The organism is Sulfitobacter faviae, assembly GCF_029870955.1.
In the GTDB taxonomy this organism is placed as follows: domain Bacteria; phylum Pseudomonadota; class Alphaproteobacteria; order Rhodobacterales; family Rhodobacteraceae; genus Sulfitobacter; species Sulfitobacter faviae.
Window position 1 is genome coordinate 2959462 of the sequence record NZ_PGFQ01000001.1, and the last position, 23472, is coordinate 2982933.

Sequence of the window (23472 nt, forward strand, 5' to 3'; positions counted from 1 at the left end):
GTCAGGGCGTGATCCGGTAGACCGTGCCGTTGACCTCTGAGATGAACCAGATCCCACCCTCGGGCCCTTCTACGACATCCCGCACGCGGGCGGTCTCGTCGGTCTTGATTTGCGCCACCTCTTCCAGCGGCGTGCCGCTTAGCCGGGCGATATAGTCGAACTTGAGCGAACCGACGAAGATGTCACCTTCCCATTCAGGGAAAAGCGCGCCGGAGTAGACCATCAGCCCCGCAGGCGCGATGGACGGGTCCCAGTAGAATTCGGGCTGCGCCATCCCCTCTTTCGCCGTGCCCTCGCCGATCTTCGCGCCCGAATAGTGCTCACCGTAGGAAATCACCGGCCAGCCGTAGTTCGTGCCCTTGGTGATGCGGTTCACCTCATCCCCGCCCTTGGCCCCATGTTCCGACACCCAAAGCCGCCCATCCAGATCCAGCCCCGCCCCTTGTGGGTTGCGATGGCCGTAGGACCAGATTTCAGGCAGCACGTCGGGCGTGTCGACAAAAGGATTGTCATCGGGAACCGAGCCGTCGCGGTTCACACGGATGATGCTGCCGTTATGGGTGCTGCGGTCCTGCGCCGCCGGACGATCGCCGCGTTCGCCAATGGTCACCAGCAGCGTGCCATCCGGCGCTTCGACCACGCGCGAGCCGAAGTGCTGGCCGCCACTGCTGCCCGGTTTCATGGCGAAAAGCTCGGTCAGGTTTTCCAGACTGCGGGTATCCTCTGACAGACGCGCGCTGGCCAAAGCGGTCCCCGCGCCGCCGCCCTCTTGGGGTTTGGCATAGGTCAGGAACAGCAGGCGGCTCTGCGCGAAATCCCCGGCCAAGGTGATGTCCAACAGACCGCCCTGCCCGACCACGGCCACTTCCGGCAGACCCGAGACTTCGTGCCGCGTGTCGTTCTTTTGATAGATCAAACGCCCGGCCTTCTCTGTCACCAACAGACCGCCACCGGGCAAGGGGCAACGCCCCACGGGGCTTCGAGATCCTCGGCCACGGGGGTGATCGTGAGACCGCTCTGCGCTGTGGCGGCACCCGCAGCGCAGAGGCTGCCGAGGCTGATGAAGGCGGCAGTGGCGAGGTGTTTTGCGCGGGTCATGGGCAGGCTCCTTTGGGCATGGGGCTTGGATCAAGACATAGCCAGCGCACCGCCCATTTCCACCATCGTTCCCGGTCCACGCGAAAACCCGCCCGCGAAAAACACTTTATAAATCGCCTTTTCTTTTTCGAAACCACGACCTAACGTTCGATCAGAACGAGAGTTCAACTAAGGGAGAGTACCAAATGAAAAAAATACTGATGGCCACAACGGCCGTTGCTCTGCTCGCCACGGGCGCGCATGCGGAAGACACCAAAATCGGCATTCTGCTGGGCTTCACCGGCCCGCTGGAATCGTTGGCCAATGACATGGCCGCCGGTGCCGAACTGGCGATTTCCGAGGTTAACGAGAGCGGCATGTTCCTCGACGGGGCCACCGTTTCGTCTGAACGTGGCGACACCGGCTGTATCGACGCGGGTTTGGCCGTGGCATCGGCTGAGCGTCTGATCACCTCCGACCGCGTGAGCGGCATCGTGGGCGGCATGTGCTCGGGTGAAACCACCGCCTCGCTGCAGAACGTCGCCATTCCGAATGGCATCGTGATGATCTCGCCCTCTGCGACATCCCCGGCCCTGTCGACGGTCGAAGACAACGGCCTGTTCTTCCGCACATCGCCCTCGGACGCGCGTCAGGGTCAGGTCATGGCCGACATCCTGAACGACCGTGGCATCAAGGAAGTCGCCGTCACCTATACCAACAACGACTATGGTAAAGGTTTGGCCGACAGCTTTGAGACCGCCTACAAAGAATCCGGCGGCACCGTGACCATCAACACCTCGCATGAAGACGGCAAAGCGGACTACTCCGCCGAAGTCGGCGCGCTGGCCTCTGCCGGTGGTGAGGTTCTGGTCGTGGCAGGCTATGTCGACCAAGGTGGCGCGGGCATCGTGAACGGTGCGCTGGACGCCGGTGCATTCGACGTCTTCATGTTCCCCGATGGCATGGTCTCCGACACGCTGGAAGAGAAATTCGCCGAGATCGCGGATGGCTCCTTTGGTCAGAACCCGAGTGCGGCTGGCGAAGGCCCGGACAACTACAAGAAGATGGGCAAGGAAGCCGGTTTTGAGCCGACCAACGCCTTCTCGCCTGAATCCTATGATGCGGCGGCGCTGATGCTGCTGGCGATGCAGGCCGCAGGCTCCAATGATCCGGCGGAGTACAAGGAAAAGGTGATGGAAGTCGCCAATGCCCCGGGTGAAAAAATCCTGCCGGGTGAACTGGGCAAAGCGCTTCAGATCATCAAAGACGGCGGCGACGTGGACTATGTCGGTGCCTCGGCGGTCGAGCTGATCGGACCGGGCGAGAGCGCGGGCAACTACCGCGAGATCGAGATGAAGGACGGCAAGATGGTCACGGTCGGCTACCGCTGATCCGCGTTACCATCTAACCGCTAAGAGGGGCCCGGTCGCAGTGCGATCGGGCCTTTTGCTTAGGAAATCGGCTTTTCTTCCGGGGATGCAGCCAGTACAAATCCCCTATTGAGGACGTGGAAAACACGTCCCGTCTGGGAGGACAGGATGAAAAAGCAACGTATGGCCGTCTCGGTCAGGGCTTTGGGCATGTATTTTGCTGAACGTGATTTTGGCAATACGGCGCAATCTGCCTCTGACAAGGCAGCGCAGGGCTTTCTTCAGATCAGGACCGCAGCGGTCCCTTCCAAGAATCTCAGCACATTGTAAACAGGTATGGCGGCGCGCATCTGCCTGCGCGGCCCATATGACGACCAATAAAAACCAGCCACAAGGTGGCGGACACGGGGATGGACATATGATCGTCGTAGACGACGTACACAAACACTTCGGCGGGTTTCACGCCGTCGACGGGGCGAGCCTGTCGATCGAGAAAGGATCGATCACCGGTTTGATCGGCCCCAATGGCGCGGGGAAAACCACGCTGTTCAACGTAATTGCCGGCGTGCTTCAGCCCACATCGGGCCGCGTCACCATGGATGGGGAGGACATCACCGGCCTGCCCCGCATGAGCTTTTCCATAAGGGGCTGCTGCGCACTTTCCAGATCGCGCATGAGTTTTCTTCGATGTCCTGCCGCGAGAACCTGATGATGGTGCCGGGCAACCAGTCGGGCGAGACGCTGTGGAACACATGGTTCGGCACCAAACGCATCGCCAATGAAGAACGCGCGCTCAAGGCCAAGGCCGATGAGGTGCTTGAGTTTCTGACCATCGAACATCTGGCGGAACAGAAGGCGGGCCAGATCTCGGGCGGACAGAAGAAGTTGCTAGAGCTTGGCCGCACCATGATGGTGGATGCAAAAATTGTCTTCCTCGACGAGGTCGGCGCGGGCGTGAACCGGACGCTGCTGAACACCATCGGTGACGCGATCATCCGCCTCAACCAAGAGCGCAATTATACTTTCGTCGTGATCGAGCATGACATGGATTTCATCGGCCGCCTTTGCGACCCGGTGATCTGCATGGCCGAGGGCCACGTGCTGGCCGAAGGCACGTTGGATGAGATCAAGGCGAACGAACAGGTGATCGAGGCCTATCTCGGCACCGGGCTGAAGAACAAGGACAAGGTAGGCGCATGAGCAATGATCCCTACGGCGACCGCGGCAACAAAGATTGGTCGGTCGGCAACGCGAAGGGCCAAGGCAGCATCATGCCCAAGGCCAGCGGCAAAACCCACCCCGCCCCCGGCGGCCCCTTCCTGATTGGTGACGGCATGACGGCGGGCTACGGCAACGGCCCCGACATCCTGCATGACTGCACCATCGCGGTCGACCGCGGCGAGATCGCGGTGATCGTCGGCCCCAACGGCGCGGGCAAATCCACCGGCATGAAGGCGGTCTTCGGCATGCTCGACATGCGCAAGGGCCATGTGCGGCTGGATGGTGAAGACATAACCGAACTCAGCCCGCAGGACCGGGTGGCCAAGGGCATGGGTTTCGTGCCCCAAACCTCGAACATCTTCACCTCCATGTCGGTCGAAGAGAACCTTGAGATGGGCGCTTTCATCCGCCGCGATGACTTTCGCGATACGATGGCGCAGGTCTATGACCTTTTCCCGATCCTCAAGGAAAAGCGCAATCAGGCGGCGGGTGAACTGTCGGGCGGGCAACGCCAGCAGGTGGCCGTGGGCCGCGCGCTGATGACCCAGCCCAAGGTGCTGATGCTGGATGAGCCGACGGCGGGTGTCTCGCCCATCGTCATGGACGAGCTTTTCGACCGGATCATCGAGGTCGCCCGCACCGGCATCCCGATCCTGATGGTCGAACAAAACGCCCGTCAAGCGCTTGAAATCGCGGACAAAGGCTATGTGCTTGTGCAGGGGACGAATGCCTTTACCGGCACCGGCAAAGAGCTGTTGGCCGATCCTGAAGTCCGCAAATCGTTTCTGGGGGGCTGAACATGGATCTGCTCAACGCTTTCATTGCACTTTCGAACTATGTGCTCATTCCGGGCATTGCCTATGGCTCGCAGCTGGCGCTTGGCGCGCTTGGCGTGACGCTGGTCTACGGCATCCTGCGGTTTTCCAACTTCGCCCATGGCGACACGATGGCCATGGGCACCATGGCGACGATCTTGATGACATGGCTGTTCCAGTCTATGGGTCTGAGCCTCGGCGTGCTGCCGACGGCGCTTCTGGCCCTGCCCTTCGGCATTGCCTTTACCATGTTGCTGGTGCTCGGCACCGACAAGGTGGTCTACAAGTTCTACCGTGAACAAAAGGCCAAGCCGGTGATCCTCGTGATCGTCTCGCTCGGCGTGACCTTCATTTACAACGGCATCACCCGCTTCATCATCGGCGCGGATGATCAGAACTTCCTCGACGGCCAGCGCTTCATCATGTCGGCGCGGGATTTCAAGGAAATGACCGGCCTGCGCGAGGGTCTGGCCTTTAAGACCACCCAAGGCATCACCATCGTCACTGCGATCATCGTCGTCGCACTGCTGTTTTGGTTCCTCAACAAGACGCGAGCGGGCAAATCCATGCGCGCCTATTCCGATAACGAGGATCTGGCGCTCTTGTCCGGCATCAACCCCGAGCGTGTGGTGATGATCACATGGATGATCGTGGCCGCCTTGGCGACGATTGCGGGCACACTCTACGGCCTTGATAAGTCGTTCAAACCCTTCACCTATTTCCAGCTTCTGCTGCCGATATTCGCGGCGGCCATCGTCGGCGGGCTTGGCTCGCCGGTCGGGGCCATCGCGGGCGGTTTCGTGATCGCGTTTAGCGAGGTCACGATCACCTACGCGTGGAAAAAGGTGCTGGGCTATGTGATGCCCGAAGGGTTGCAGCCGGACGGCTTGGTGCAGCTCATGAGCACGGATTACAAATTTGCGGTCAGCTTCGTCATTCTTCTGATCGTTCTGCTGATCAAGCCCACCGGCCTGTTCAAGGGGAAATCGGTATGACCCAGACTGTGAAAAACACGATTCTTTTCGCGATCATCGCCTTGATGATCATCTACACCGGCTTTGCGCAAAGCTGGAACTCGGCTCTGCTGATCATCGCCATGGGTCTGATCTCTTCGATCATGGCGCTTGGGGTGAACCTGCAATGGGGCTTTGCGGGGCTGTTCAACGTGGGCGTCATGGGGTTTGTGGCGCTTGGCGGTTTGGCGGCTGTGCTGGTCTCCATGCCCCCGACCGAGGGCGCTTGGTCCACCGGTGGTTTCGCCATTCTGGGGGCGCTGGCGCTTGGGGCGGCCACCGTGGTGGCGGCGGTCATGCTGATGAAACGGATGGCGCCGGGCACGCTGCGCACGCTTTCGGTGATCGCGGTCTTGGTCATCGGCTTCTTCATCTTCCGTGGCCTGCTTGACCCCGCCGTTCAGGCGGTCGAGGCGATTAACCCCGCGCAAACCGGCTATCTCGGCGGGCTTGGCTTGCCGGTGCTGATCTCATGGCCAGTGGGCGGCCTCTTTGCCGCTGGCGCGGCGTGGCTGATCGGCAAGACAGCCCTTGGCCTGCGGTCGGATTACCTAGCGATTGCGACGCTGGGGATTGCCGAGATCATCATCGCGGTCCTAAAGAACGAAGACTGGATGAGCCGTGGCGTGAAGAACGTGATCGGCCTGCCCCGCCCCGTGCCTTATGAGATTGACCTGCAAAACAACCCCGCCTTCGTGGAACGTGCGGCGGGCCTTGGCTTTGATCCCGTGGACGCCTCGACGCTCTGGGTCAAACTGCTCTATATCGCGCTCTTCGCGGCGGTGCTGATCGTCCTGTTGTGGATGAGCCAGCGTGCGCTGCATTCCCCATGGGGCCGGATGCTGCGCGCGATCCGCGACAACGAGGTCGCGGCGGAGGCCATGGGCAAGGACGTGACAGCGCGGCATCTGCAGGTCTTCATCCTCGGCTCCGCCATCTGCGGGATCGCGGGGGCGATGATGACGACGATGGATAGCCAGTTGACGCCCGGCACCTACCAGCCGCTGCGCTTTACCTTCCTCATTTGGGTGATGGTGATCGTTGGCGGCTCGGGCAACAACTTCGGCGCGATCCTTGGTGGCTTCCTGATCTGGTTCCTCTGGGTGCAGGTTGAGCCGATGGGCCTGTGGCTGATGAACCTGATCACCGCGGGCATGTCCGAAGGGTCGGCCCTGAAGGCCCATCTGATCGAGAGCGCGGCGCATATGCGGCTTTTGACCATGGGCATTGTGCTGCTTCTGGTCCTGCGCTTCAGCCCGCGCGGGTTGATCCCCGAGCGGTGAATCCCGCTGAGCTTCACGATGTAAAAAGGGGCGCGGTTGCAATACCGCGCCCCTTTTTCATTTCTCAGGCCGCTTCAGCGCCCCTTGAACAATCCGCCCAAGATGCCGCGCACGATACGGCGCCCGGTGGTGCCTTTCAGTTCTTTGATCACCGCGCTCGCGATGGCATCGCCGAAACCGTCCGTCGCCTTGCGGCTTGTCCGGCTGCCGCCGCTGCGTGCCCCGCCATAGCGGCGGGCCTTCTGGAATTCTCGCGCGGCTGCGTCCTCGGCCTCTGCCGCGGCTTCGATCTTTTCCGCCTCTTTGGCCGCCGCTTCTGCGCGGGCCTTCAGCATTTCATAGGCTGACTCGCGGTCCTGCACGGTCTCGTATTTCCCTGCTAAATCAGAGTCCGCCAGCACCGCCGCGCGCTCCGCCACAGTGATCGGGCCGAGCCGCGAAGACGGGGGCCGGATCAAGGTACGCTCCACCACGCCCGGCACGCCCTTGCGTTGCAGCATGGAGGTCACGGCCTCCCCAACACCGACCTCGCGGATCGCCTCTTCGGTGTCGAAGCGCGGGTTCTCGCGGTAGGTCTCGGCGGCTTGGCGCAGTTCCTTGCGGTCCCGCGCGGTAAAGGCGCGTAGCGCGTGCTGGATACGGTTGCCAAGCTGGCCGAGGATATCGTCGGGCACATCGGCGGGGTTCTGGGTCACGAAATAAACCCCGACGCCTTTGGAGCGGATGAGCCGCGCCACCTGCTCCACCTTATCGACCAGCGCCTTGGGCGCATCGTCAAACAGCAGATGTGCCTCGTCAAAGAAGAACACGAGTTTCGGTTTGTCGGGGTCGCCCACCTCAGGCAGTTCTTCGAACAGTTCGGACATGAGCCACAGCAGGAAAGTCGCATAGAGTTTGGGCGAGGCCATGAGCTTGTCAGCGGCGAGGATGTTGATCCGCCCGCGCCCTTCGGCATCGCCGCGCATGAGGTCCGAGAGCGCCAGCGCCGGCTCGCCAAACAACTGCGCGCAGCCTTGGTTCTCCAGCACCAGCAGCCGCCGTTGAATGGTGCCGACGGAGGCGGTCGAGACATTGCCATAGCGCAGCGCCAAGTCCTTCGCATTCTCTCCCACCCAGACCAGCAGGGATTGCAGGTCTTTCAGGTCCAAAAGCGGCATCCCCTCCTCATCGGCCACGCGGAAGGCGATGTTCAGGATGCCCTCCTGCGCCTCGGACAGGCTGAGCAACCGCGCGATGAGCAGCGGCCCCATCTCGGAAACCGTGGTGCGGACAGGGTGGCCCTGCTCACCAAAGAGATCCCAAAAGGTGACCGGGAAGGATTGATAGCGATAGTCGTCAAAGCCGATCTTGGCCGCGCGTTCGGTGAAAGCGCCGTGCAGTTTGGCGGCCTCGCTCCCCGCGACGGCAAGGCCGGACAGATCGCCCTTCACATCCGATAGGAACACCGGCACCCCGGCATTGGCAAAACCCTCGGCAAGGATTTGCAGCGTCACTGTTTTGCCCGTGCCCGTCGCCCCCGCGATCAGCCCGTGACGGTTGGCATAGCCAAGATCGAGGAATTGCTTTGTCGCATGGTCGGGACCGCCGCCGCCGATAAAGATGTCACTGCTCACGCTGGGGCCTTTCTGTCAATTTTAGCCATTCGTCCGTTCCACTAGAGCATACAAACTTAACCTTTGCGCGCCATAGTGAAGGCATCCCGCTCGCATGTCCTTTCATCGGGTGGGTGTACTTCCTCCCTGTTAGACTTGGCCGCGCCTTCGGGTGCGGCCCTTTTTCTGCCAGGGGCCGTGCTAAAACCCTGACAGATTGTCGCATTTTTCCTGTTGACCGGCATCACGCGCTTGCCTAACGTGGCATTAATAAGTCGGCCCAGTCCGACGGGGAGAAAGTACACCGAAAGGGGGCGCGCTGCGTCCCCTTTTGCATTTCTGGCGTTTAAGCCTCTGACATCGCGGGAAAACCGCGACTGCGGGGTCGGCATGAAATTGCCCGAACCTTGATCGAAATGCGGCTCTGGCCACTGACAATCCCGGGGCGGCGTGGTAAGGGGCGGTAACGCAACAAATGTGGATATGACATGAGCAAGTTTATGACCGCCCTGCCGCTTTGTGCAGCGCTTGCACTGACGGCCCCAATGACGGCTTTCGCCCAGACCGCCACGGAAGAAGACACCGCCCAGACCGAAGAGCAGCAGCCCCAGCCCGGCACCAGCGGCAATGCTTCGCAGATCGAAGAGCAGCTGAGCCTTGGTGAAGATGCGGACAAAGACCCCGATCTGGGCAAGCCCTACACCAAGAAAGAAATCGGTGCTTGGGAGATGCGCTGCATCAAGACCGAGGAAGAGGTCGACCCCTGCCAGATGTACCAACTCCTCGCCGATGGCGAAGGCGCGCCGGTTGCCGAAGTCTCGCTCTTCCGTCTGCCCGGCGGTGGTCAGGCCAAGGCCGGTGCCACGGTTGTTGTCCCGCTTGAGACCGCCCTGCCCGCGCAGCTGACCCTGTCGGTCGACGGTGGCAAGGCCCGCCGCTATCCCTATGCCTTCTGCAACCCCGTGGGCTGCTATGTGCGCATGGGTCTGACCGATGCCGATATCGGCGCCTTCAAGCGCGGCAAGGAAGCGGTGCTGACCATCGTGCCCGCTCTGGCCCCGGATCAGGAAGTGAAACTGACCCTCTCGCTCGACGGGTTCACTGCCAGCTACGACGAAGTCTCGGTGATCGAGCAGTAAGACTGGATTTTACCGATTTGAATGCCGCGCCCGACCTCGGGGGCGGCATTTTTTATGGCCGGGCGTCGCTCAGGCGCGGCGCAGCGCCAGCACGGCGTTCATCCCACCAAAGGCAAAAGCATTGCTGAGCGCCACATCAACCTGCGCTTCGCGCGCCTCATTGGGCACGACGTCGAGCGCGCATTCCGGGTCGGGTTCCTCATAGCCAATGGTCGGCGCGATCACCCCGTCGCGCAGCGCCATGATACAGGCCAAAAGCTCGACCGCGCCGGTGCCGCCGATGATATGACCATGCATCGATTTGCTGGAAGAGATCATCAACCGGTCCGCATGGGTGCCAAAGACATCCGCCACGGCGGCGCATTCGGTCTTGTCATTCGCCGCCGTTCCAGTCCCATGTGCGTTGATATAGCCGACCTCTTCGCGGTTGATCCCCGCATCGGCCAGTGCGCCCTGCATCGCCCGCGCGGCTCCCGCCTTGGAGGGCATGACGATATCGCTGGCATCCGAGGTCATAGCGAACCCCGCGACTTCGCAGAGGATCTCGGCTCCCCTCGCGCGCGCGTGTTCATAGTCTTCAAAGACAAAGACACCCGCGCCCTCGCCTTGCACCATTCCGTTGCGATTGGCTGAGAAGGGGCGGCAGGCATCGCGGCTCATCACGCGCAGCCCTTCCCAAGCCTTCACCCCGCCGAAGCAGAGCATGGATTCCGATCCGCCCGTCACCATCACCGGGCTCATGCCTGAGCGAACCATCGCGAAGGCCTGCGCCATGGCGTGGTTCGACGAGGCACAGGCGGTGGAGACGGTGAAAGACGGCCCGCGCAGGTTCCATTCCATGCTGACATGGCTGGCGGCGGCGTTGTTCATCAGCTTGGGCACCACGAAGGGATGCACCCGGTTTTTGCCCTCTTCGTAGACCGCGCGGTAATTATCGTCCCATGTCGAGACACCGCCCCCCGCCGTGCCCAGCACCACCCCTGCGCGGGCGGCCAAGTCATCGGTGAAGGTCAGGCCCGATTGTTCGATCGCTTCGCGCGCGGCGGTGAGGGTGAATTGCGTGAACCGATCATAGAGCGCGATTTGCTGGCGGTTGTAGCGGCCCTCGGCCTCGAACCCGCGCACCTGACCGCCGATGCGGATGGCCAGCCGCTCCACATCCCGGAACTCCAGCGGACCGATGCCGCATTTGCCCTCGCGCATGGCCGCCAGCGTCTCGGGCACCGACAGGCCCAAAGCGTTGATCGTGCCCGCGCCGGTGATGACAACGCGCCGCATCGATCAGCTCTGTTCGGCTTGCAGCCGTTCGACCCCGGCGACGACGCTGCGCACGGTCGAGATGTCGAAATCGCTTTCGCTGGGGCTGTTGGCGTTGAAAGGCACGTTGATGTCGAATGTCTCTTCAATCGCAAAGATGCATTCCACAACCCCCATGCTGTCGATCCCGAGGTCTTCGAGCGTACTGTCGAGCGTGACATCCTCCGGCTCGATCATGGCCTGTTCGGCGAGGATGGTAATGACCTGATCCTGAGTGTTCATGCGGCGTCCCCCAACATATGTCCGCGGCAGGTTTAGTCAGCCTTGTCGGCTTTGGAAACCACCTTTTGCAGGGCCGCGACATCGCGCAGCAGCTTGGGCAAACGGCGCAGCGCTTTGTAGATTTCGGTCTGCTTGCTCATTTGGGTGGCGGGGTAGCCCAACATGGTGCGTCCCTCGGGCACGTTGGAGAGCACAATGGTCCCCCCGCCCGCGATCACCCGGTCGCCAATGGTGATATTGTCGGCCAGACCGACCTGCCCGCCGAGCACCACATTGTCGCCCACGCGGGTCGAGCCGCCAACGCCCGCCTGCCCGCAGAGCAGGCAGTTTTTGCCGATCACCGCGTTGTGGCCGATATGCACGAGGTTGTCGATTTTGGTGCCGTCGCCGACCTGCGTGTCGCGGATGGTGCCGTTGTCGATGGTGGAACCCATGCCCATTTCGACATCCGCGCCGATGGTCACAGCGCCAAGCGAATGGATACGGGTCCAAGGCTGCGGGGCGGCATCGCCCTGATCGCCGAGCGTTTGCCGCGCGCTTTCCACGGTGGACAGCTCGGCCGTCACGAAAGAGAAACCGTCGCCGCCCAAGCGCACGCCCGACTGCGCGATGAAACCCGATCCAATGGTGACCCGCGCGCCGATGCTGACATGTTCGCGCAGAAAACAGCCGTCACCCAATGTCGCATCCACGCCAACAAAACACAGCGGCCCGATGACGCTGCCCGCGCCGATCCGCGCCCCGGCAGAGATCACCGCCAAGGGGCCGACCGAGACGCCTTCGCCCAGCACGGCCTCGGGGTCGATCGCGGCGGTGGGGTGAATGCCCGGCTTGAACCCCTGCCCCTTGTCGAGCATCCGCGTCACGCCGGAAAGCGCATAGCGCGGACGGTTGGGCAAGATCGCGGCCTTGAGGCCCAGAGCGCGCCAGTCAGCCCCTTCCCAAAGCATCGCCACTTCGGCGGCGCCATCGGAAAGGCTGCTGGCATAGCGCGGGTCCATCGCCAGCGCCATTTCGCCCGATTTGGCGCTGGCGGGTTCCGCGACGCCGCTTACCTTGAGTTCGATGTCGCCCTCGGCGCTGGCGCCGACGGCTTTGGCGATTTGCTGAACACTATAGGTCATTTCGGGCGGCCCTTACTTGTTGCGCGCCCGAGAGTTACCCCTGAACGCCGCGCAAGGCCACCCCCGCCTTGGAGAGCGCGTTCCAGATCAGCGCATCCCGGCCATATACGTCATCGCGGTATTCGGTATGGCCGCGCGCATTGGTCACGGCGGTGCGGTAGATCAGATGCACCGGCACCTGCTCTTCGAGAACGACGCGCGTCTCGCGCCCGCTGCGCAGAATGGCCTGAAACTCACCTTCCGGGTCTGCCGATTGCGGGGCCAGCAGCGCATAGGCGAATTCAAAGGGCTCGGCCAGACGCACGCAACCATGGCTGAAGGCACGCACGTCGCGGGCAAACAGGCTCTTGGCCGGGGTGTCATGCAGGTAGATGTTGTATTTGTTGGGGAACATGAACTTCACCAGACCCAAGGCATTGGTCTTGCTGGGCGGTTGGCGCATGGAGAAGGGGAAGGTCCGCGCGGTGTAGCGGTTAAAGTTCACCGCGCCGCGGTTCACCTTGCGGCCCCGGCTGTCGGTAATCTCGATATGGTTGACCGCATAGGGGTTGCGCTTGAGCTGCGGCAGGTATTCCCCAGTGACGATCGACCGCGGCACATACCAGCTGGGATTGACCACCATATGCTCCATCACGTCCGAGAATTCGGGCGTCGGGCGGTCCTCGCGCGCGGCCCCTACCACCGAGCGGGTCTGGAAGGTGATCTTGCCATCGTCGATGATCTTGGCCGAGAAATCGGGGATGTTCACAAGGATATGACGTTTGCCGCGGTCGGTGTTGAACCAACGCTCACGCTCAAGTGCGACCATGACCGATTGCAGCCGCTGCTCAACGCCAATGTTGATCTGTTTCATCGTGGCCGGACCGGCAACGCCATCGGTGTTCAGCCCGTGGGCCTCTTGGAACTGGCGCACGGCTTCGGTCAGGCTGGCGTCATAGCCCACGGCATTGGACCGCTCCAGAAAGCCCATGGCGATCAGACGGTTGCGCAGGGCAATGACGTCATTCCCGGTATCGCCCGGCTCAAGCTTGCCCGCAGGCACCGAGGGGCCCCAGCCGCCCTGCGACAGCAGCTTTTCCATCGCGATCTTCTCTTTCAGCAGCGCATTATACTCAAGGCTGCGCGGCGGCAGGGCGCGGAAATAAGCGGCGGGCGTGGATTCGGGCAGGTCTTGCAGATAGGTCTTCCGGTCACGGTAGGGGATTTCGCGCACGATCTGGCTGATGATCCGTTTGGGGATCAGCACACCGGTCTGCACGTCGCGGGCATAGCGCAGGAACACGCGGCTCAACTCCACCTCGGCGAATCCGCGATCACGCGGGGTCTCGGCCGTGCGCAGCATCTCCAACACTGCATCGGGGTTGTAACGGGTGACCGGCAGGCCATGATCATCCGCCGTGGTGATCGCCCGCATCAGTTCCGACCGGCGCGCGCGGTGTTCTTCGGCTGCCCCTGTCCAGATGGCGGTATAATCGTTCTCACGGTAGAAGGCGGCGATGTCATCGTCTTGGGCAGCAGCTTCGGCGACGGCTTGTTTGAAGGCGGTGACCTGCGCCGTGGCAGGCGCGGCAAGGACCAGGGCCGAAATCAACAGGGCAAACCCTGCGATAAATTTGGACAGTTGCCGTGAAAAAGTCGCGCTGAATCCCATGTCGTACCCCGTGAATATACCATTGCCGCCGCGCGACCCTATTGCCTGCCCGGTTTGCCAATAATACTACGCGCAAGTCCATTCAAATTTCCGTTCGCAGGAAAAACGCGTGATGGCCTGTGCGGATTGCGCATCGGTTGCCCCTGCAAACATTGAGTTTTTTAACCGCATTGCGCAAAAACTTGCCTAAATTTGAACCACTCGGGAACCATTCCGATTCAGCCCTTGGTCAGGTTTTCCCGCTATGCAATAACAATGTTGCATCTGGGGATGAGATGAATGGCCCATGTAACATCTTGGGTAACTTAGGCAGACGACGGGACAGAGACACATGACAGGCAAAAGCTCCTCGGGGATGACCCGGCGCGCCCTTCTCGGCGCATTCGCAGCAACCACCGTTGCAGCAGCTCCCACCTTCTCGAACGCGGCAGGCTTTCTGCGGGGCGCAGGCGACATTCGCCGCATCCGCATGTATTCGGGCCGCACCGGTGAGCGGTTGGACATGATCTATTGGATCGAAGGTCACTATATCAAAGACGCCTTTGCCGAGATCAACCACTTCATGCGCGACTGGCGGACCGACGATGTCATCAACATGGACCTGCGCACCATCGATATCATGGCCGCGTCGCATAATCTGCTGGATGTGAACGAGCCCTATATGCTCCTCTCCGGCTACCGCAGCCCGAAAACCAACGCGATGCTGCGCTCCCGTTCCAGCGGTGTGGCCAAGAATTCGCTGCACCTCAAAGGTCAGGCCGCTGACCTGCGCCTCGCCTCGCGCTCGGTGCATCAGGTGGCCCGCGCGGCGATGGCTTGTCGCGGTGGCGGCGTCGGGCGCTACTCCGGCTCCAACTTCACCCATATGGACTGCGGCACAGTGCGCAGCTGGGGCGGCTGATCGCAGCCTCTCGGACGGGATGAGTCAATTGTTAAGGGCGCCTTCGGGTGCCTTTTTTGTTGCGCGATATTGTCGCCGGTGGGCTTTCGCTGGCCGTGGTACGGCTCTACGGTCGCGCCAAACACATGCCGGGGAGAGAAATGCAGATAAAGACGGCGCGCATTGCGGTGATCGGTTTCGGGCCGCGCGGCCTTGGCGCGTTGGAGGCTCTGTCGCAACGGCTTACGGGGACCGAAGGGCGGATACAGATCGACATTTATGAACCCGGCCCCATCCCGGCGCGGGTCCGAACTTCGCCCCCTCCGAGCCTGCCTATTGTCTGCTTAACATCCCTAACCGCGATATCGCGATCCGCCCGCCAAAGGGGTCGCTGGTCGGGCATTTCGCGGAGTGGCAAGACCGCGCCGTAGATCCCGACAGTTTCCCCTCTCGCGCCGAAATGGGCCGCTACCTCATGGCGCGGCGGGAGGATCTTTTTGCCCGGGGTTTTACGAAAACGGGCGTGACTTGCAGGGTGATCCCCGCCGCTGTGGACCGCATCTCGCCCGAGGGGGCGGGTTGGCGTGTGCAATCGGAAAGCGGGGCGGAGGCGCCATATGACGAAGTGCTCCTCACCCTCGGGCAGCCCCCTGTCGAGCCGGACGCGCAATGGGCCGATTGGCAAGAGCACGCAGCGCGGCGCGAGGCAGAAGTCGCGCAGGCCTATCCAGCGGCGGATCTGCGCGCGCGGGCGGCGGCATGGCAGGGCAAGCACGTCGCGGTCCGGGGCTTGGGGCTGTCGACCTATGATGTGTTGCGCGGTCTGACCATGGGACAGGGCGGGCGCTTCGACGCGGCGGGTTATCATGCCTCGGGCCGGGAGCCCTGCCGCATTCTGCCCTTCTCGCTCAACGGGCAACCCCCTTCCCCAAGCCACAGGCTGCCGGCTTCGACGCGCTGTTCGATCCCACATCGGAAGAGACCACGGGCTTCTCAGAAGCGGCCATCGCTGCGGTCGATGCGGGACCCGAGGCGGCGCCTTCGTTGATCTCTGACGCCCTCCTCCCCGTGGTCGCGCGTATCCTTGCACCTCAGAATGTGCGGGTGACGGAAATCGCGGACTGGCTTAACGTCGAATGGTCAGACCCCGGCGCGCAGGACCAGTTGCCTCCAATGAAGGCGCTGCGTCACGGGATAGAACTGGCCGCCGGAGAGGTCGCGCCGAGTATTGGCTACACGCTTGGCCAAGTCTGGCGCAAATGGCAAGACACATGGCGTGCGGCATTCAATCCCCGCGACGCGTCGCCCCAGACAGCCAAGCGGCTGATAGACTTCGATGAGGGGCTGAAACGATATTCCTACGGCCCGCCCCTCGCCTCCGCCCGGGAGCTTTTGGCGCTGATCGACGCGGGGCTGGTCGACCTGTCCTTCGCCACCAATCCAGAGATCACGAACAGCGCGCAAGGCTGGACATTGCAGGCGGAGGGGCACGCGGCGGAGGTGTCGGTCATCGTCGATGCGGTGCTGCCTGCGCCGAACCTCTCGAGCATCGCAGCACCGCCCCTGCCCGATCTCATCTCCCAAGGTTTGCTCTCCCAGCTGTCATCCGATCTGGCCGCCGCGACCGCGCCTGACGGGACGCTGCGCGCCCCTGACGGACGCCCCGTGCCCGGCCTTTGCCTGTTGGGGCGGCTGGCGCTCGGCAGTGTGACGGCGGTGGATTCCCTGCACGATTGCTTTGGCCAATCCGCCGGCCGTTGGGCGCAGTGCGTGATCGACAGGCTGTCGGTTTGACGCGCTGCCGCTTGGCTACAACAGTTTGTGATCCGGCTCGCGCGATGGAACGGCAAGGCGCTGAAACGGTTTCCCTTTCAACACGAGATTGAAGAATAGGGGAACGACGCAATGAAGAGACGACATTTCATCACCGGTGTAGCCGCCAGCGGTGCCGCATTCGGCGGTGGCCTTGCCACGCCCGCATTGGCGCATCCGCCCAAGGAAATGCCGAGCTATGACGTGCCGCCAGAGATGATGCCGCGCAAAGTGCCAATCGCGGCGGGCGCGCCGCCCTATGAAATCCACGTCGATCCCGACAATTTCGCGCTCTACTGGACACTGCCCGACAATATGGCGTGGCGCTATACCGTGGGCGTGGGCCGCCCCGGTCTTTATGAATCCGGTGAGTTCTACGTTGGTGCCAAGAAGGAATGGCCGAGCTGGACCCCGACACCGGGTATGATTGACCGCGAACCGGAGAAATACAAGAAATACGCCGATGGTATGGAAGGCGGTTTGGACAATCCGCTGGGGTCGCGTGCCCTCTATCTCTTCACCGAGGAGCGCGGCGATACCTTCCTGCGCATCCATGGCACCAATGACCCCAGCACATTGGGCAAACGCGTCTCGAACGGCTGTGCCCGTTTGGTGAACGATCAGATGGCCGAGCTTTATGACCGCGTGCCAATGAACACCCGCGTGGTGCTTTACGAACCCATCGGCTGAGTTTTCTTTCGGCCACATCAAGCAGCCCGGAGCGGAGAATATCCGCTTCGGGCTTTTTTGTGCCTCTCTGTCGACCTGTAGGATTGAAACATTTCACACGGGCCAAAGAGGTTTGGGTGCGGTGGCGGCACACACGTTTCTGCGACGACTGTGTAACAGGTCTTGAACGCTCTTCGCGGGGCCGGCCAATGTCATAAGTCCCGTTCCGCGGCATGGTGATAACTTATTAAAAACAGTATCTTATGCGGATATGTCAATTTGTTACGATCCAGTCGCGCCGGGTCTCGTTCTGACACCGGGCCGTGATCCGAGTTGCTTTGTAACCGCCCCTCACCGCGCCTTAATATCATTGCATCGAACGGGCCTCCCGACATCCCCGCCTCTCCCCAGAGCGAGAAAGCCGACGCCCTTTCCCAAACCTGAAAGGACTAGAACAATGAAACTCTTTATCGCAACCGCCGCCGCCACTCTGATCGCCACCGCGAGCTTCGCAGGCCAGTCGACACGCTACGAAGACCTGCGCTTGGACACGTCCCTAACGGCTGATGTCGTCCATGCCGCGGATGCCGGTGAAACCCGCCCTAATGAGCGCGCCGCTGACCTGCGGTTGGAAACATTCTCGGACGAGAGTGCGCCGGTCGCCACCTTCTCGACCAGCGGCCCCGTGAGCAGCTTGGGCGAAGGTTTCGCCTATGGTGGTTACGGCGCGGGCAACGACTCCCGCTAAACTGTCATAGGTAGACCCGAGAGAGCCCGGCCCGAAAGGTGCCGGGCTTTTTTCTTGCAGGCGGAGCCGCATGGCCCGATGGGCAACAACTTCTTTCTGGAAAAAAGGGAAAATGGCGGAGCGACAGGGATTCGAACCCTGGAGACGGTCTCCCGCCTACACACTTTCCAGGCGTGCGCCTTCGACCACTCGGCCACCGCTCCGTTGAGGCGGGGTTTAGCTTGGGGGGGCAGTGAGTTGCAAGAGCGAATTCCCCCAGAGAGGATAAATTTATCTAACCGCCCAGATGAACATAGACCCGGCGGTTCAAACGGCCCTTTTTCTCAATCTTTCCAAGGCGAAGCCCGCCGATCTCGCCGGTGCGCGCGACATGGGTGCCGCCGCAGGGCTGTAGATCAATGGGGTCTTGCGCCTCTCCGATGCGGATCAGGCGAATGTCCCCTCGTCCGCGGGGCGGGGCGACCGACATGGTTTTGACCAGTTCGGGCGCGGCGTCCAATTCGGCCTCGGTGATCCAGTCCTCGCTCACCCGCGCGTCGAGGGAGACGAAGTGATTTAATGCCTCCTCCAGTTCCTCTCGGGCCTGCGGCGCATCGGGCATGTTAAAATCGAGCCGCCCATGGGTGGCCGAAATCTGTCCGCCCGTAACCGGATGTGGAATGACGACGGACAAAAGATGCAGCGCCGTATGCACGCGCATATGTTTATGGCGACGGTCCCAGTCGAGTTCCTGTTTCACGAAAGCCCCACCGGCGGCAAGGGACGCGGCTCTGCCGGGACCAGCGCGATGCCGCCGCTGTCGCGGTCGCGCACCGTGGTCGCGATGGTGAGCTCTTGCTTGTCCCAGGTCAGCCATCCGCTGTCGCCCGGCTGCCCGCCGCCCGTGGGGTAGAACAGGGAATTGTCCAAGATCACCCCCCCTTCGGGCGTATGGGCCGCCACGCGGGCCGGGGCATCGCGCAGATAGGTCTCGGTCCGGTAGAGCTCGCTCGTCATGCCTGCGGCTCCGCCTTGTCGCTGCCGTCTTGGACGCTGGCACTGGTCGCGTGCTGCAAGGTCTCAGGGTTGCGCAGCCATAGGTCGCGTTGGGCAAAGGGAATTTCGATCCCTTCCTCTTTGAAACGCGCGGCGATGGCGTGGTTGATGTCGTTCTTGACCTTCATCATCCAATTCACGTCCCGCAGGTAACAGCGCACCTCGAACTCCAGCGCATCGGCCCCGAAGTTCAAGAACAGGACCGCGGGCGGCGGGTTGGTCAGCACGATGGGCTGCGCCTCGGCGATCTCTTGCAGGATGCCTTCGATCCGTTTGGTGTCGGTGCCGTAAGCCACGCCCACGGGCACGATAAGGCGGCCCACGGTATTGCCGCGGGTGTAGTTGGTGACCGTGCCGCTGATCAGGTCGGCATTGGGCACGATCACATCGGTGCGGTCGAAGGTTTCGATCCTTGTGGAACGCACCGAGATGTCGCGCACATAGCCCATCTGGCCGCCCACCTCGATCCAATCCCCTTCGGAGATCGGGCGTTCGATCAACAGGATGATGCCCGAGACGAAGTTCGACACCACGTTTTGCAGGCCGAAACCGATACCGACCGAAAGTGCCCCGGCAACATAGGCCAGCGCAGAAAGGTCGATCCCCGCCCCGGTGATGGCGAGCAGCGCGGCGAGGAAAATCCCCACATAGCCGATCCCCGAGACGATGGCGTTCTGCCCGCCGATGTCCATCCGCGTCTTGGGCAGGACGTTGCTGCGCAGCGCCCCTTGGATCAGTCGGGTGACGGCATAGCCGATCACGAAGATCACCGCGAAGGAGAGGAAATCCGTGGGACGGATCCGCGTCTCGCCAAAGGCGAAGCCCCGGCTGAACAGCGCCCAAAGCTCAGTTAGGTCGGTGACCCGCGCGCCCCATGCCAGCGCCATCACAGGCAGCGACAGCAGCAGCAGGATCAGGCCAAAGAAGACGGGCATCAGCGCGTCGCGTGCCTGCACCCCTTGCCCGGTCATGGCACCGTAAACATCGGCCAAGAAGCGTTGCAGCGTCATCACCAGCCCCAGAAGCACCAGCGTGGTGACATAGGGCGGCAGCAGCGAAACGGCGGCGTTGTAATAGCCGCTGATCAGCAAGAGGGGCGCCACCACGGCCACGATCATCGCGCCCAAGCCCAGCCCGCGCACGACGCGGTTCAGCGTCGAGGTCCGCGGCTCTTCGGCGGCGGAGACATCTTCTGTCACCGGATCGCTATAACCGCGCAGAATTTTCCCGATGCGGAACAGGGCAAAGGCGCTCAGCAGCATTACCGGCAGGCGCAGCACGGCCTCGGTGGTTTCTGCCGGTTGCTGGCCGTCGAAAATGGCGGTGATGATGGCGCCAATGATGACGGTGACGGTGATAATGCTGACGTAGAAACGAACCGCTTTGCGCTCAGCCGCGGGCAGCAGGATCAGCGCCTCGTCCTCATCGCGAGAGAACACCCGTTCGGCGACCCAGCGAACACCCAGCATCGCGCCGCCGATCACCGGGATCAGCTGCACAAGGGTTGAGCCGCGCGGGCCGAGCCAATCGGTCGCCAAGACGGCCATGGCCAGTAAGACCAGACCCACCGTGGGCAGGATGATCCGCAAAAGAGACACGACAAAGCGCCAGATGCCAAAGCCGCGCGCGCCGAATTGCTGAAGCCGACCCACAATCGCGGTCGACCAATGATGGCCACGGAAGATCAGCACCAAGCCCAGAATGGTGAGAGCCAGAACCGCAGGGAGAGAGGAACGCAGGCTGCGTCGCGCCGTGTCGGCATCGTCAGGCGCTTCGGCGGCGATCTCGCCCGCCGCTGTCGCCAGATCGTCTATCGCGGTGCGCCAATGGACGGGGTTGAGCGGCGTGGGCACCACCTCCATCAACTGCTCGGTCTGGCGTTCGCGCAGGGCCACGTCGATCTGCCCGATCAGCGCATCGGCGCGCAGATATGCCGCTTCGGCCCGCTGAACCGGCGTCAGCAGGGTGTTGAGCTGTCGGTTCAACTCTTCACGGTTGGCGGCGACTTCGGGGGATTCCGGCTCGGCCCCTCGCCCTCGGGCGGGGTTCCGAGCGCGGCCAATTGTTCGCGCAGCGCGCTGATCCGCGCGGCATTCAGGTTGCGCGCCGCGTCGAACTCGGCACGGTAATCCACCAGCCGGGCGCGCTGCACCTCCAGCATGGTTTCGGTGGTATCGGGGCGTCCACCGCCTCTTCAGCCGAAGAGGCGACGGTTTCCCATTGGTCGAAATCCGGCAGAACCGGTTCCTGTGCGACAGCAGCGCCGGTCAGCCAGACCAGCAACGCGGTAAGGCCAAGGGCGAAGCGGAGCATTTGGGTCATGTATCCTCGAAAACACCTGGGATGGATTGCGGCGCGGCATCAAGCCAAGCGGGCGTCGGCAGCCCCTTCTCGCGCAGGAACTCCGGGTTGAAGAGTTTGGATTGATAGCGCGTGCCGAAGTCGCACAGCACGGTCACGATGGTATGGCCCGGCCCCATCTCTTTCGCCAAACGCATGGCCCCGGCGACGTTGACGCCCGAGGAGGCACCAAGGCAGAGCCCCTCATTCTCCAGCAGGTCAAAGACGACCGGCAGCGCCTCTTCGTCTGAGATGTTGTAGGAATAGTCGGGCTTGAACCCTTCGAGGTTCGCGGTGATCCGCCCCTGACCGATGCCCTCGGCGATGGAACTGCCTTCGGATTTCAACTCGCCTTCGGTATAGTAGCTGTGCAGCGCCGCGCCATCGGGATCGGCCAGTGCGATCTTCACGCCCTTGGGTTGCAGCGCCATGGCCACGCCGACGAGCGTGCCGCCCGAACCGACCGCGCAGCAAAAGCCATCGACCTCGCCGCCGGTCTGTTCCCAAATCTCGGGGCCAGTGGTTTCGATATGGGCTTGCCGGTTGGCGGTATTGTCGAACTGGTTGGCCCAAATCACCCCCTCGGGCGTGGTCTTGGCCAATTCCTTGGCCAAACGCTCGGAATAGCGGACGAAGTTATTGGGGTTCTTGTAGGGTGCGGCGGGCACCTGCACCAATTCCGCACCGGCCAGCCGAAGCATGTCTTTCTTTTCCTGCGACTGGGTCTCAGGGATGACGATGACGGTCTTGAACCCCATCGACGCGCCCACCAGCGCAAGCCCGATGCCGGTGTTGCCCGCGGTGCCCTCAACAATGGTGCCGCCGGGCTTCAACTCACCCCGTGCGATGGCGTCGCGGATGATGAACAGCGCCGCGCGGTCCTTGACCGATTGGCCGGGGTTCATGAACTCCGCCTTGCCCAAGATTTCGCAGCCGGTCTCTTCGCTCGCGCCGCGCAGCCGGATCAGCGGTGTGTTTCCAATGGCCTCGGCCAGATCTTTAGCAACCTGCATGTTTGCCCCCAGTTCATGTTCCGTCCGGTTTAGCTGTCGCGCCTTCGGACCTCAAGCGTTCGCGGTGGCGGGCAAGCCAATAGGCGCTTGCCACCAATGGCGCATTGGCCAGCGCCTGCGCATCGGCCAAGGCCATCAGATCATCGAATGACATAAGATGCGACCGGATATCCTCGCCCTCCGCAGCCAAACCGCCGGTGCCGATGATATGATCCGGCAAATCCGCCAATCCCACGAAAATGTGAAAGAATTCCGTCGCATTCCCGGGGAGGCATAGACGTTTCCGACCGGTTCCAAGGCGCCCAAGGTGATCCCCGCCTCCTCACGCGCCTCGCGCCGCGCGGCGGCCTGCGGTGTCTCGCCGGGGTCGATATGGCCCGCGATGGGCTCCAACTGCCAGCGGGTATGATCGCCGCGCGCCAGCGGGCCCATGCGGATTTGCTCGACCAGCAGCACGCGGTCGCGCAGCGGGTCATAGGGCAGCACCAAAGCTGCATCCGCGCTGACAAAAACCGCGCGGTCAATCTGCGCCGACATGCTGCCGTCAAAGGTCTCATGCCGCAGCGAGATTTCATCAAGGGCGAAGAAGTTCGCGTAAACGCGGCGGCGGTCGGTCACCTCGACCTTGCCATCGAGCGCCAGCGGATCATGCATGCCCTGTGTCGCCAGCACCTGCTGATGGGCCCGGCGGCGGATCATCGGAAACATCGCATCGACCTCGGCCCGCGGGCGCTTGCCCATATAGCTCATCACTTCGCGCGCGGCGTGGCAGGAAAGCGCGGCCCAATCACGCTCCCATTCAGGCAAGGACCATGGCCCCTGCGCGGTCCAGCGCCCGGGCTGGGGGAGATAGACCTCGGCCCCCTGCCCGTCTGCAAGTGTCACCGGGACCAAATCATAGTCGAACGCGCCTTCATAGAAGTCGAGCCGCGCGAAATCATCCGCGCTCAGGCCCCGCACCAGCAAGCCCTCGGCCTGCGCGCCATCGCGCGTCTCAATCGTGGGAAACGGGCCTTCGGCGGCGGCAGAGACTTGGTAGCCGGGCAGATTGGCGGGGCTGAGGTCAATCGCCTTGGCGGAGCGGCCAAGCACGATTTCCAACAGCGGCAGATGCCGCAGGGTGCCGTAGATAAAGAGATGTCGCATGGGGA

Annotated in this window: 20 protein-coding genes, 1 tRNA gene and 5 pseudogenes; 13 read left to right on the top strand and 13 right to left on the bottom strand. The window is 62.4% G+C overall.

All coding sequences use genetic code 11. The annotated features are described in order from the left end of the window. Position 1: 1 nt before the first annotated feature. Positions 2 to 1098 (bottom strand): annotated as a pseudogene (locus tag CUR85_RS15275) (PQQ-dependent sugar dehydrogenase). Positions 1099 to 1283: 185 nt separating this feature from the next. Between CUR85_RS15275 and CUR85_RS15280 the strand changes: the two are divergent. The 6 genes and pseudogenes from CUR85_RS15280 (at position 1284) to CUR85_RS15305 (ending at position 6779) form a co-directional block, all read left to right on the top strand. Next, positions 1284 to 2468: an ABC transporter substrate-binding protein gene (locus CUR85_RS15280; RefSeq protein WP_067266789.1), complete on the top strand. Its 1185-nt coding sequence runs from the start codon at positions 1284 to 1286 to the stop codon at positions 2466 to 2468. A 147-nt stretch (positions 2469 to 2615) separates the two neighbouring features. Beyond that, the gene (locus tag CUR85_RS15285; RefSeq protein ID WP_156505744.1) at positions 2616 to 2777 is read left to right on the top strand and encodes a hypothetical protein; all 162 of its coding nucleotides are present in this window, start codon (positions 2616 to 2618) and stop codon (positions 2775 to 2777) included. An 88-nt stretch (positions 2778 to 2865) separates the two neighbouring features. Beyond that, positions 2866 to 3647, top strand: a pseudogene (locus tag CUR85_RS15290) (ABC transporter ATP-binding protein). Then, positions 3644 to 4465 (top strand): ABC transporter ATP-binding protein, encoded by an 822-nt coding sequence (locus CUR85_RS15295; protein WP_082851948.1) that lies wholly within the window; start codon positions 3644 to 3646, stop codon positions 4463 to 4465. Before CUR85_RS15290 ends, CUR85_RS15295 begins: the two are co-directional and overlap by 4 nt. A gap of 2 nt (positions 4466 to 4467) precedes the next feature. Further along, the gene (locus tag CUR85_RS15300) at positions 4468 to 5478 is read left to right on the top strand and encodes a branched-chain amino acid ABC transporter permease (protein WP_067261483.1); all 1011 of its coding nucleotides are present in this window, start codon (positions 4468 to 4470) and stop codon (positions 5476 to 5478) included. Continuing rightward, on the top strand, positions 5475 to 6779 hold the full coding sequence (locus tag CUR85_RS15305) for a branched-chain amino acid ABC transporter permease (protein ID WP_067261481.1): 1305 nt from the start codon (positions 5475 to 5477) through the stop codon (positions 6777 to 6779). The genes CUR85_RS15300 and CUR85_RS15305 overlap by 4 nt, the downstream gene beginning before the upstream one ends. Positions 6780 to 6853: 74 nt before the next feature. Here the strand turns inward: CUR85_RS15305 and CUR85_RS15310 are convergent, their stop codons facing one another. Then, complete coding sequence (locus CUR85_RS15310; protein ID WP_136720115.1) at positions 6854 to 8392, bottom strand: helicase HerA-like domain-containing protein; 1539 nt, start codon at positions 8390 to 8392, stop codon at positions 6854 to 6856. Positions 8393 to 8859: 467 nt separating this feature from the next. Between CUR85_RS15310 and CUR85_RS15315 the strand changes: the two genes are divergently transcribed. Beyond that, on the top strand, positions 8860 to 9510 hold the full coding sequence (locus CUR85_RS15315; RefSeq protein ID WP_067267361.1) for an invasion associated locus B family protein: 651 nt from the start codon (positions 8860 to 8862) through the stop codon (positions 9508 to 9510). 69 nt (positions 9511 to 9579) lie between these two features. On the opposite strand, the gene CUR85_RS15320 is transcribed toward CUR85_RS15315, so the two are convergent. Genes CUR85_RS15320 through CUR85_RS15335 form a run of 4 tightly spaced genes read right to left on the bottom strand, consistent with a single transcriptional unit; the run spans position 9580 to position 13824 of the window. Beyond that, a complete protein-coding gene (locus tag CUR85_RS15320; protein WP_067267363.1) occupies positions 9580 to 10788 on the bottom strand; it encodes a beta-ketoacyl-[acyl-carrier-protein] synthase family protein in 1209 nt (402 codons plus the stop codon). 3 nt (positions 10789 to 10791) lie between these two features. After that, positions 10792 to 11049, bottom strand: a complete 258-nt coding sequence (locus CUR85_RS15325; protein WP_067267365.1) for an acyl carrier protein — start codon at positions 11047 to 11049, stop codon at positions 10792 to 10794. Positions 11050 to 11081: 32 nt separating this feature from the next. Further along, positions 11082 to 12173, bottom strand: coding sequence for a UDP-3-O-(3-hydroxymyristoyl)glucosamine N-acyltransferase (gene lpxD, locus CUR85_RS15330; RefSeq protein WP_067267367.1), 1092 nt, complete (start codon positions 12171 to 12173; stop codon positions 11082 to 11084). A gap of 34 nt (positions 12174 to 12207) precedes the next feature. Further along, entirely contained in the window at positions 12208 to 13824 is a 1617-nt protein-coding gene (locus tag CUR85_RS15335; protein ID WP_082852127.1) for a L,D-transpeptidase family protein, read from the bottom strand. A gap of 331 nt (positions 13825 to 14155) precedes the next feature. On the opposite strand from CUR85_RS15335, the gene mepK reads away from it, so the two are divergent. The 6 genes and pseudogenes from mepK (at position 14156) to CUR85_RS15360 (ending at position 17933) form a co-directional block, all read left to right on the top strand. Beyond that, positions 14156 to 14725: a peptidoglycan L,D-endopeptidase MepK gene (gene mepK / locus CUR85_RS15340; RefSeq protein WP_067267369.1), complete on the top strand. Its 570-nt coding sequence runs from the start codon at positions 14156 to 14158 to the stop codon at positions 14723 to 14725. Between the two features lie 140 nt (positions 14726 to 14865). Continuing rightward, positions 14866 to 14982: pseudogene (locus tag CUR85_RS20575) on the top strand (hypothetical protein); the annotation flags it as partial. A gap of 26 nt (positions 14983 to 15008) precedes the next feature. After that, positions 15009 to 15752 (top strand): annotated as a pseudogene (locus CUR85_RS15345) (FAD/NAD(P)-binding protein); the annotation flags it as partial. Between the two features lie 20 nt (positions 15753 to 15772). After that, a complete protein-coding gene (locus CUR85_RS15350) occupies positions 15773 to 16498 on the top strand; it encodes a hypothetical protein (protein WP_280322810.1) in 726 nt (241 codons plus the stop codon). A gap of 111 nt (positions 16499 to 16609) precedes the next feature. Then, positions 16610 to 17206: a L,D-transpeptidase gene (locus CUR85_RS15355; RefSeq protein ID WP_067267373.1), complete on the top strand. Its 597-nt coding sequence runs from the start codon at positions 16610 to 16612 to the stop codon at positions 17204 to 17206. A 436-nt stretch (positions 17207 to 17642) separates the two neighbouring features. After that, on the top strand, positions 17643 to 17933 hold the full coding sequence (locus CUR85_RS15360) for a hypothetical protein (RefSeq protein WP_067266706.1): 291 nt from the start codon (positions 17643 to 17645) through the stop codon (positions 17931 to 17933). Between the two features lie 113 nt (positions 17934 to 18046). Here CUR85_RS15360 and CUR85_RS15365 read toward each other — a convergent pair. The 7 genes and pseudogenes from CUR85_RS15365 to CUR85_RS15390 all read right to left on the bottom strand — a co-directional run bounded on the left by CUR85_RS15365 (position 18047) and on the right by CUR85_RS15390 (position 23467). Beyond that, positions 18047 to 18136: transfer RNA gene (locus CUR85_RS15365), tRNA-Ser, on the bottom strand. 71 nt (positions 18137 to 18207) lie between these two features. Then, positions 18208 to 18929: pseudogene (locus tag CUR85_RS15370) on the bottom strand (alanyl-tRNA editing protein). Then, positions 18926 to 20953, bottom strand: coding sequence for a DUF3772 domain-containing protein (locus CUR85_RS15375; RefSeq protein WP_280322811.1), 2028 nt, complete (start codon positions 20951 to 20953; stop codon positions 18926 to 18928). The pseudogene CUR85_RS15370 and the gene CUR85_RS15375 overlap by 4 nt, the downstream one beginning before the upstream one ends. Positions 20954 to 21062: 109 nt before the next feature. Continuing rightward, a complete protein-coding gene (locus CUR85_RS15380) occupies positions 21063 to 21290 on the bottom strand; it encodes a hypothetical protein (RefSeq protein ID WP_280322812.1) in 228 nt (75 codons plus the stop codon). Next, complete coding sequence (locus CUR85_RS15385) at positions 21287 to 22321, bottom strand: cysteine synthase A (RefSeq protein ID WP_067266701.1); 1035 nt, start codon at positions 22319 to 22321, stop codon at positions 21287 to 21289. The genes CUR85_RS15380 and CUR85_RS15385 overlap by 4 nt, the downstream gene beginning before the upstream one ends. Positions 22322 to 22334: 13 nt before the next feature. After that, positions 22335 to 22475 (bottom strand): hypothetical protein, encoded by a 141-nt coding sequence (locus CUR85_RS20350; protein ID WP_343245461.1) that lies wholly within the window; start codon positions 22473 to 22475, stop codon positions 22335 to 22337. Then, on the bottom strand, positions 22457 to 23467 hold the full coding sequence (locus CUR85_RS15390) for an NUDIX domain-containing protein (protein WP_343245462.1): 1011 nt from the start codon (positions 23465 to 23467) through the stop codon (positions 22457 to 22459). The genes CUR85_RS20350 and CUR85_RS15390 overlap by 19 nt, the downstream gene beginning before the upstream one ends. Between the last annotated feature and the right edge of the window lie 5 nt (positions 23468 to 23472).

What these genes read in the sequence shown, in the direction of transcription:
- CUR85_RS15280 (WP_067266789.1), top strand. Translation starts at nt 1,284, where the DNA reads ATGAAAAAAATACTGATGGCCACAACGGCCGTTGCTCTGCTCGCCACG.
- CUR85_RS15285 (WP_156505744.1), top strand. Translation starts at nt 2,616, where the DNA reads ATGAAAAAGCAACGTATGGCCGTCTCGGTCAGGGCTTTGGGCATGTAT.
- CUR85_RS15295 (WP_082851948.1), top strand. Translation starts at nt 3,644, where the DNA reads ATGAGCAATGATCCCTACGGCGACCGCGGCAACAAAGATTGGTCGGTC.
- CUR85_RS15300 (WP_067261483.1), top strand. Translation starts at nt 4,468, where the DNA reads ATGGATCTGCTCAACGCTTTCATTGCACTTTCGAACTATGTGCTCATT.
- CUR85_RS15305 (WP_067261481.1), top strand. Translation starts at nt 5,475, where the DNA reads ATGACCCAGACTGTGAAAAACACGATTCTTTTCGCGATCATCGCCTTG.
- CUR85_RS15315 (WP_067267361.1), top strand. Translation starts at nt 8,860, where the DNA reads ATGAGCAAGTTTATGACCGCCCTGCCGCTTTGTGCAGCGCTTGCACTG.
- CUR85_RS15320 (WP_067267363.1), bottom strand. Translation starts at nt 10,788, where the DNA reads ATGCGGCGCGTTGTCATCACCGGCGCGGGCACGATCAACGCTTTGGGC.
- CUR85_RS15325 (WP_067267365.1), bottom strand. Translation starts at nt 11,049, where the DNA reads ATGAACACTCAGGATCAGGTCATTACCATCCTCGCCGAACAGGCCATG.
- lpxD (WP_067267367.1), bottom strand. Translation starts at nt 12,173, where the DNA reads ATGACCTATAGTGTTCAGCAAATCGCCAAAGCCGTCGGCGCCAGCGCC.
- CUR85_RS15335 (WP_082852127.1), bottom strand. Translation starts at nt 13,824, where the DNA reads ATGGGATTCAGCGCGACTTTTTCACGGCAACTGTCCAAATTTATCGCA.
- mepK (WP_067267369.1), top strand. Translation starts at nt 14,156, where the DNA reads ATGACAGGCAAAAGCTCCTCGGGGATGACCCGGCGCGCCCTTCTCGGC.
- CUR85_RS15355 (WP_067267373.1), top strand. Translation starts at nt 16,610, where the DNA reads ATGAAGAGACGACATTTCATCACCGGTGTAGCCGCCAGCGGTGCCGCA.
- CUR85_RS15360 (WP_067266706.1), top strand. Translation starts at nt 17,643, where the DNA reads ATGAAACTCTTTATCGCAACCGCCGCCGCCACTCTGATCGCCACCGCG.
- CUR85_RS15380 (WP_280322812.1), bottom strand. Translation starts at nt 21,290, where the DNA reads ATGACCCAAATGCTCCGCTTCGCCCTTGGCCTTACCGCGTTGCTGGTC.
- CUR85_RS15385 (WP_067266701.1), bottom strand. Translation starts at nt 22,321, where the DNA reads ATGCAGGTTGCTAAAGATCTGGCCGAGGCCATTGGAAACACACCGCTG.
- CUR85_RS20350 (WP_343245461.1), bottom strand. Translation starts at nt 22,475, where the DNA reads ATGTCATTCGATGATCTGATGGCCTTGGCCGATGCGCAGGCGCTGGCC.
- CUR85_RS15390 (WP_343245462.1), bottom strand. Translation starts at nt 23,467, where the DNA reads ATGCGACATCTCTTTATCTACGGCACCCTGCGGCATCTGCCGCTGTTG.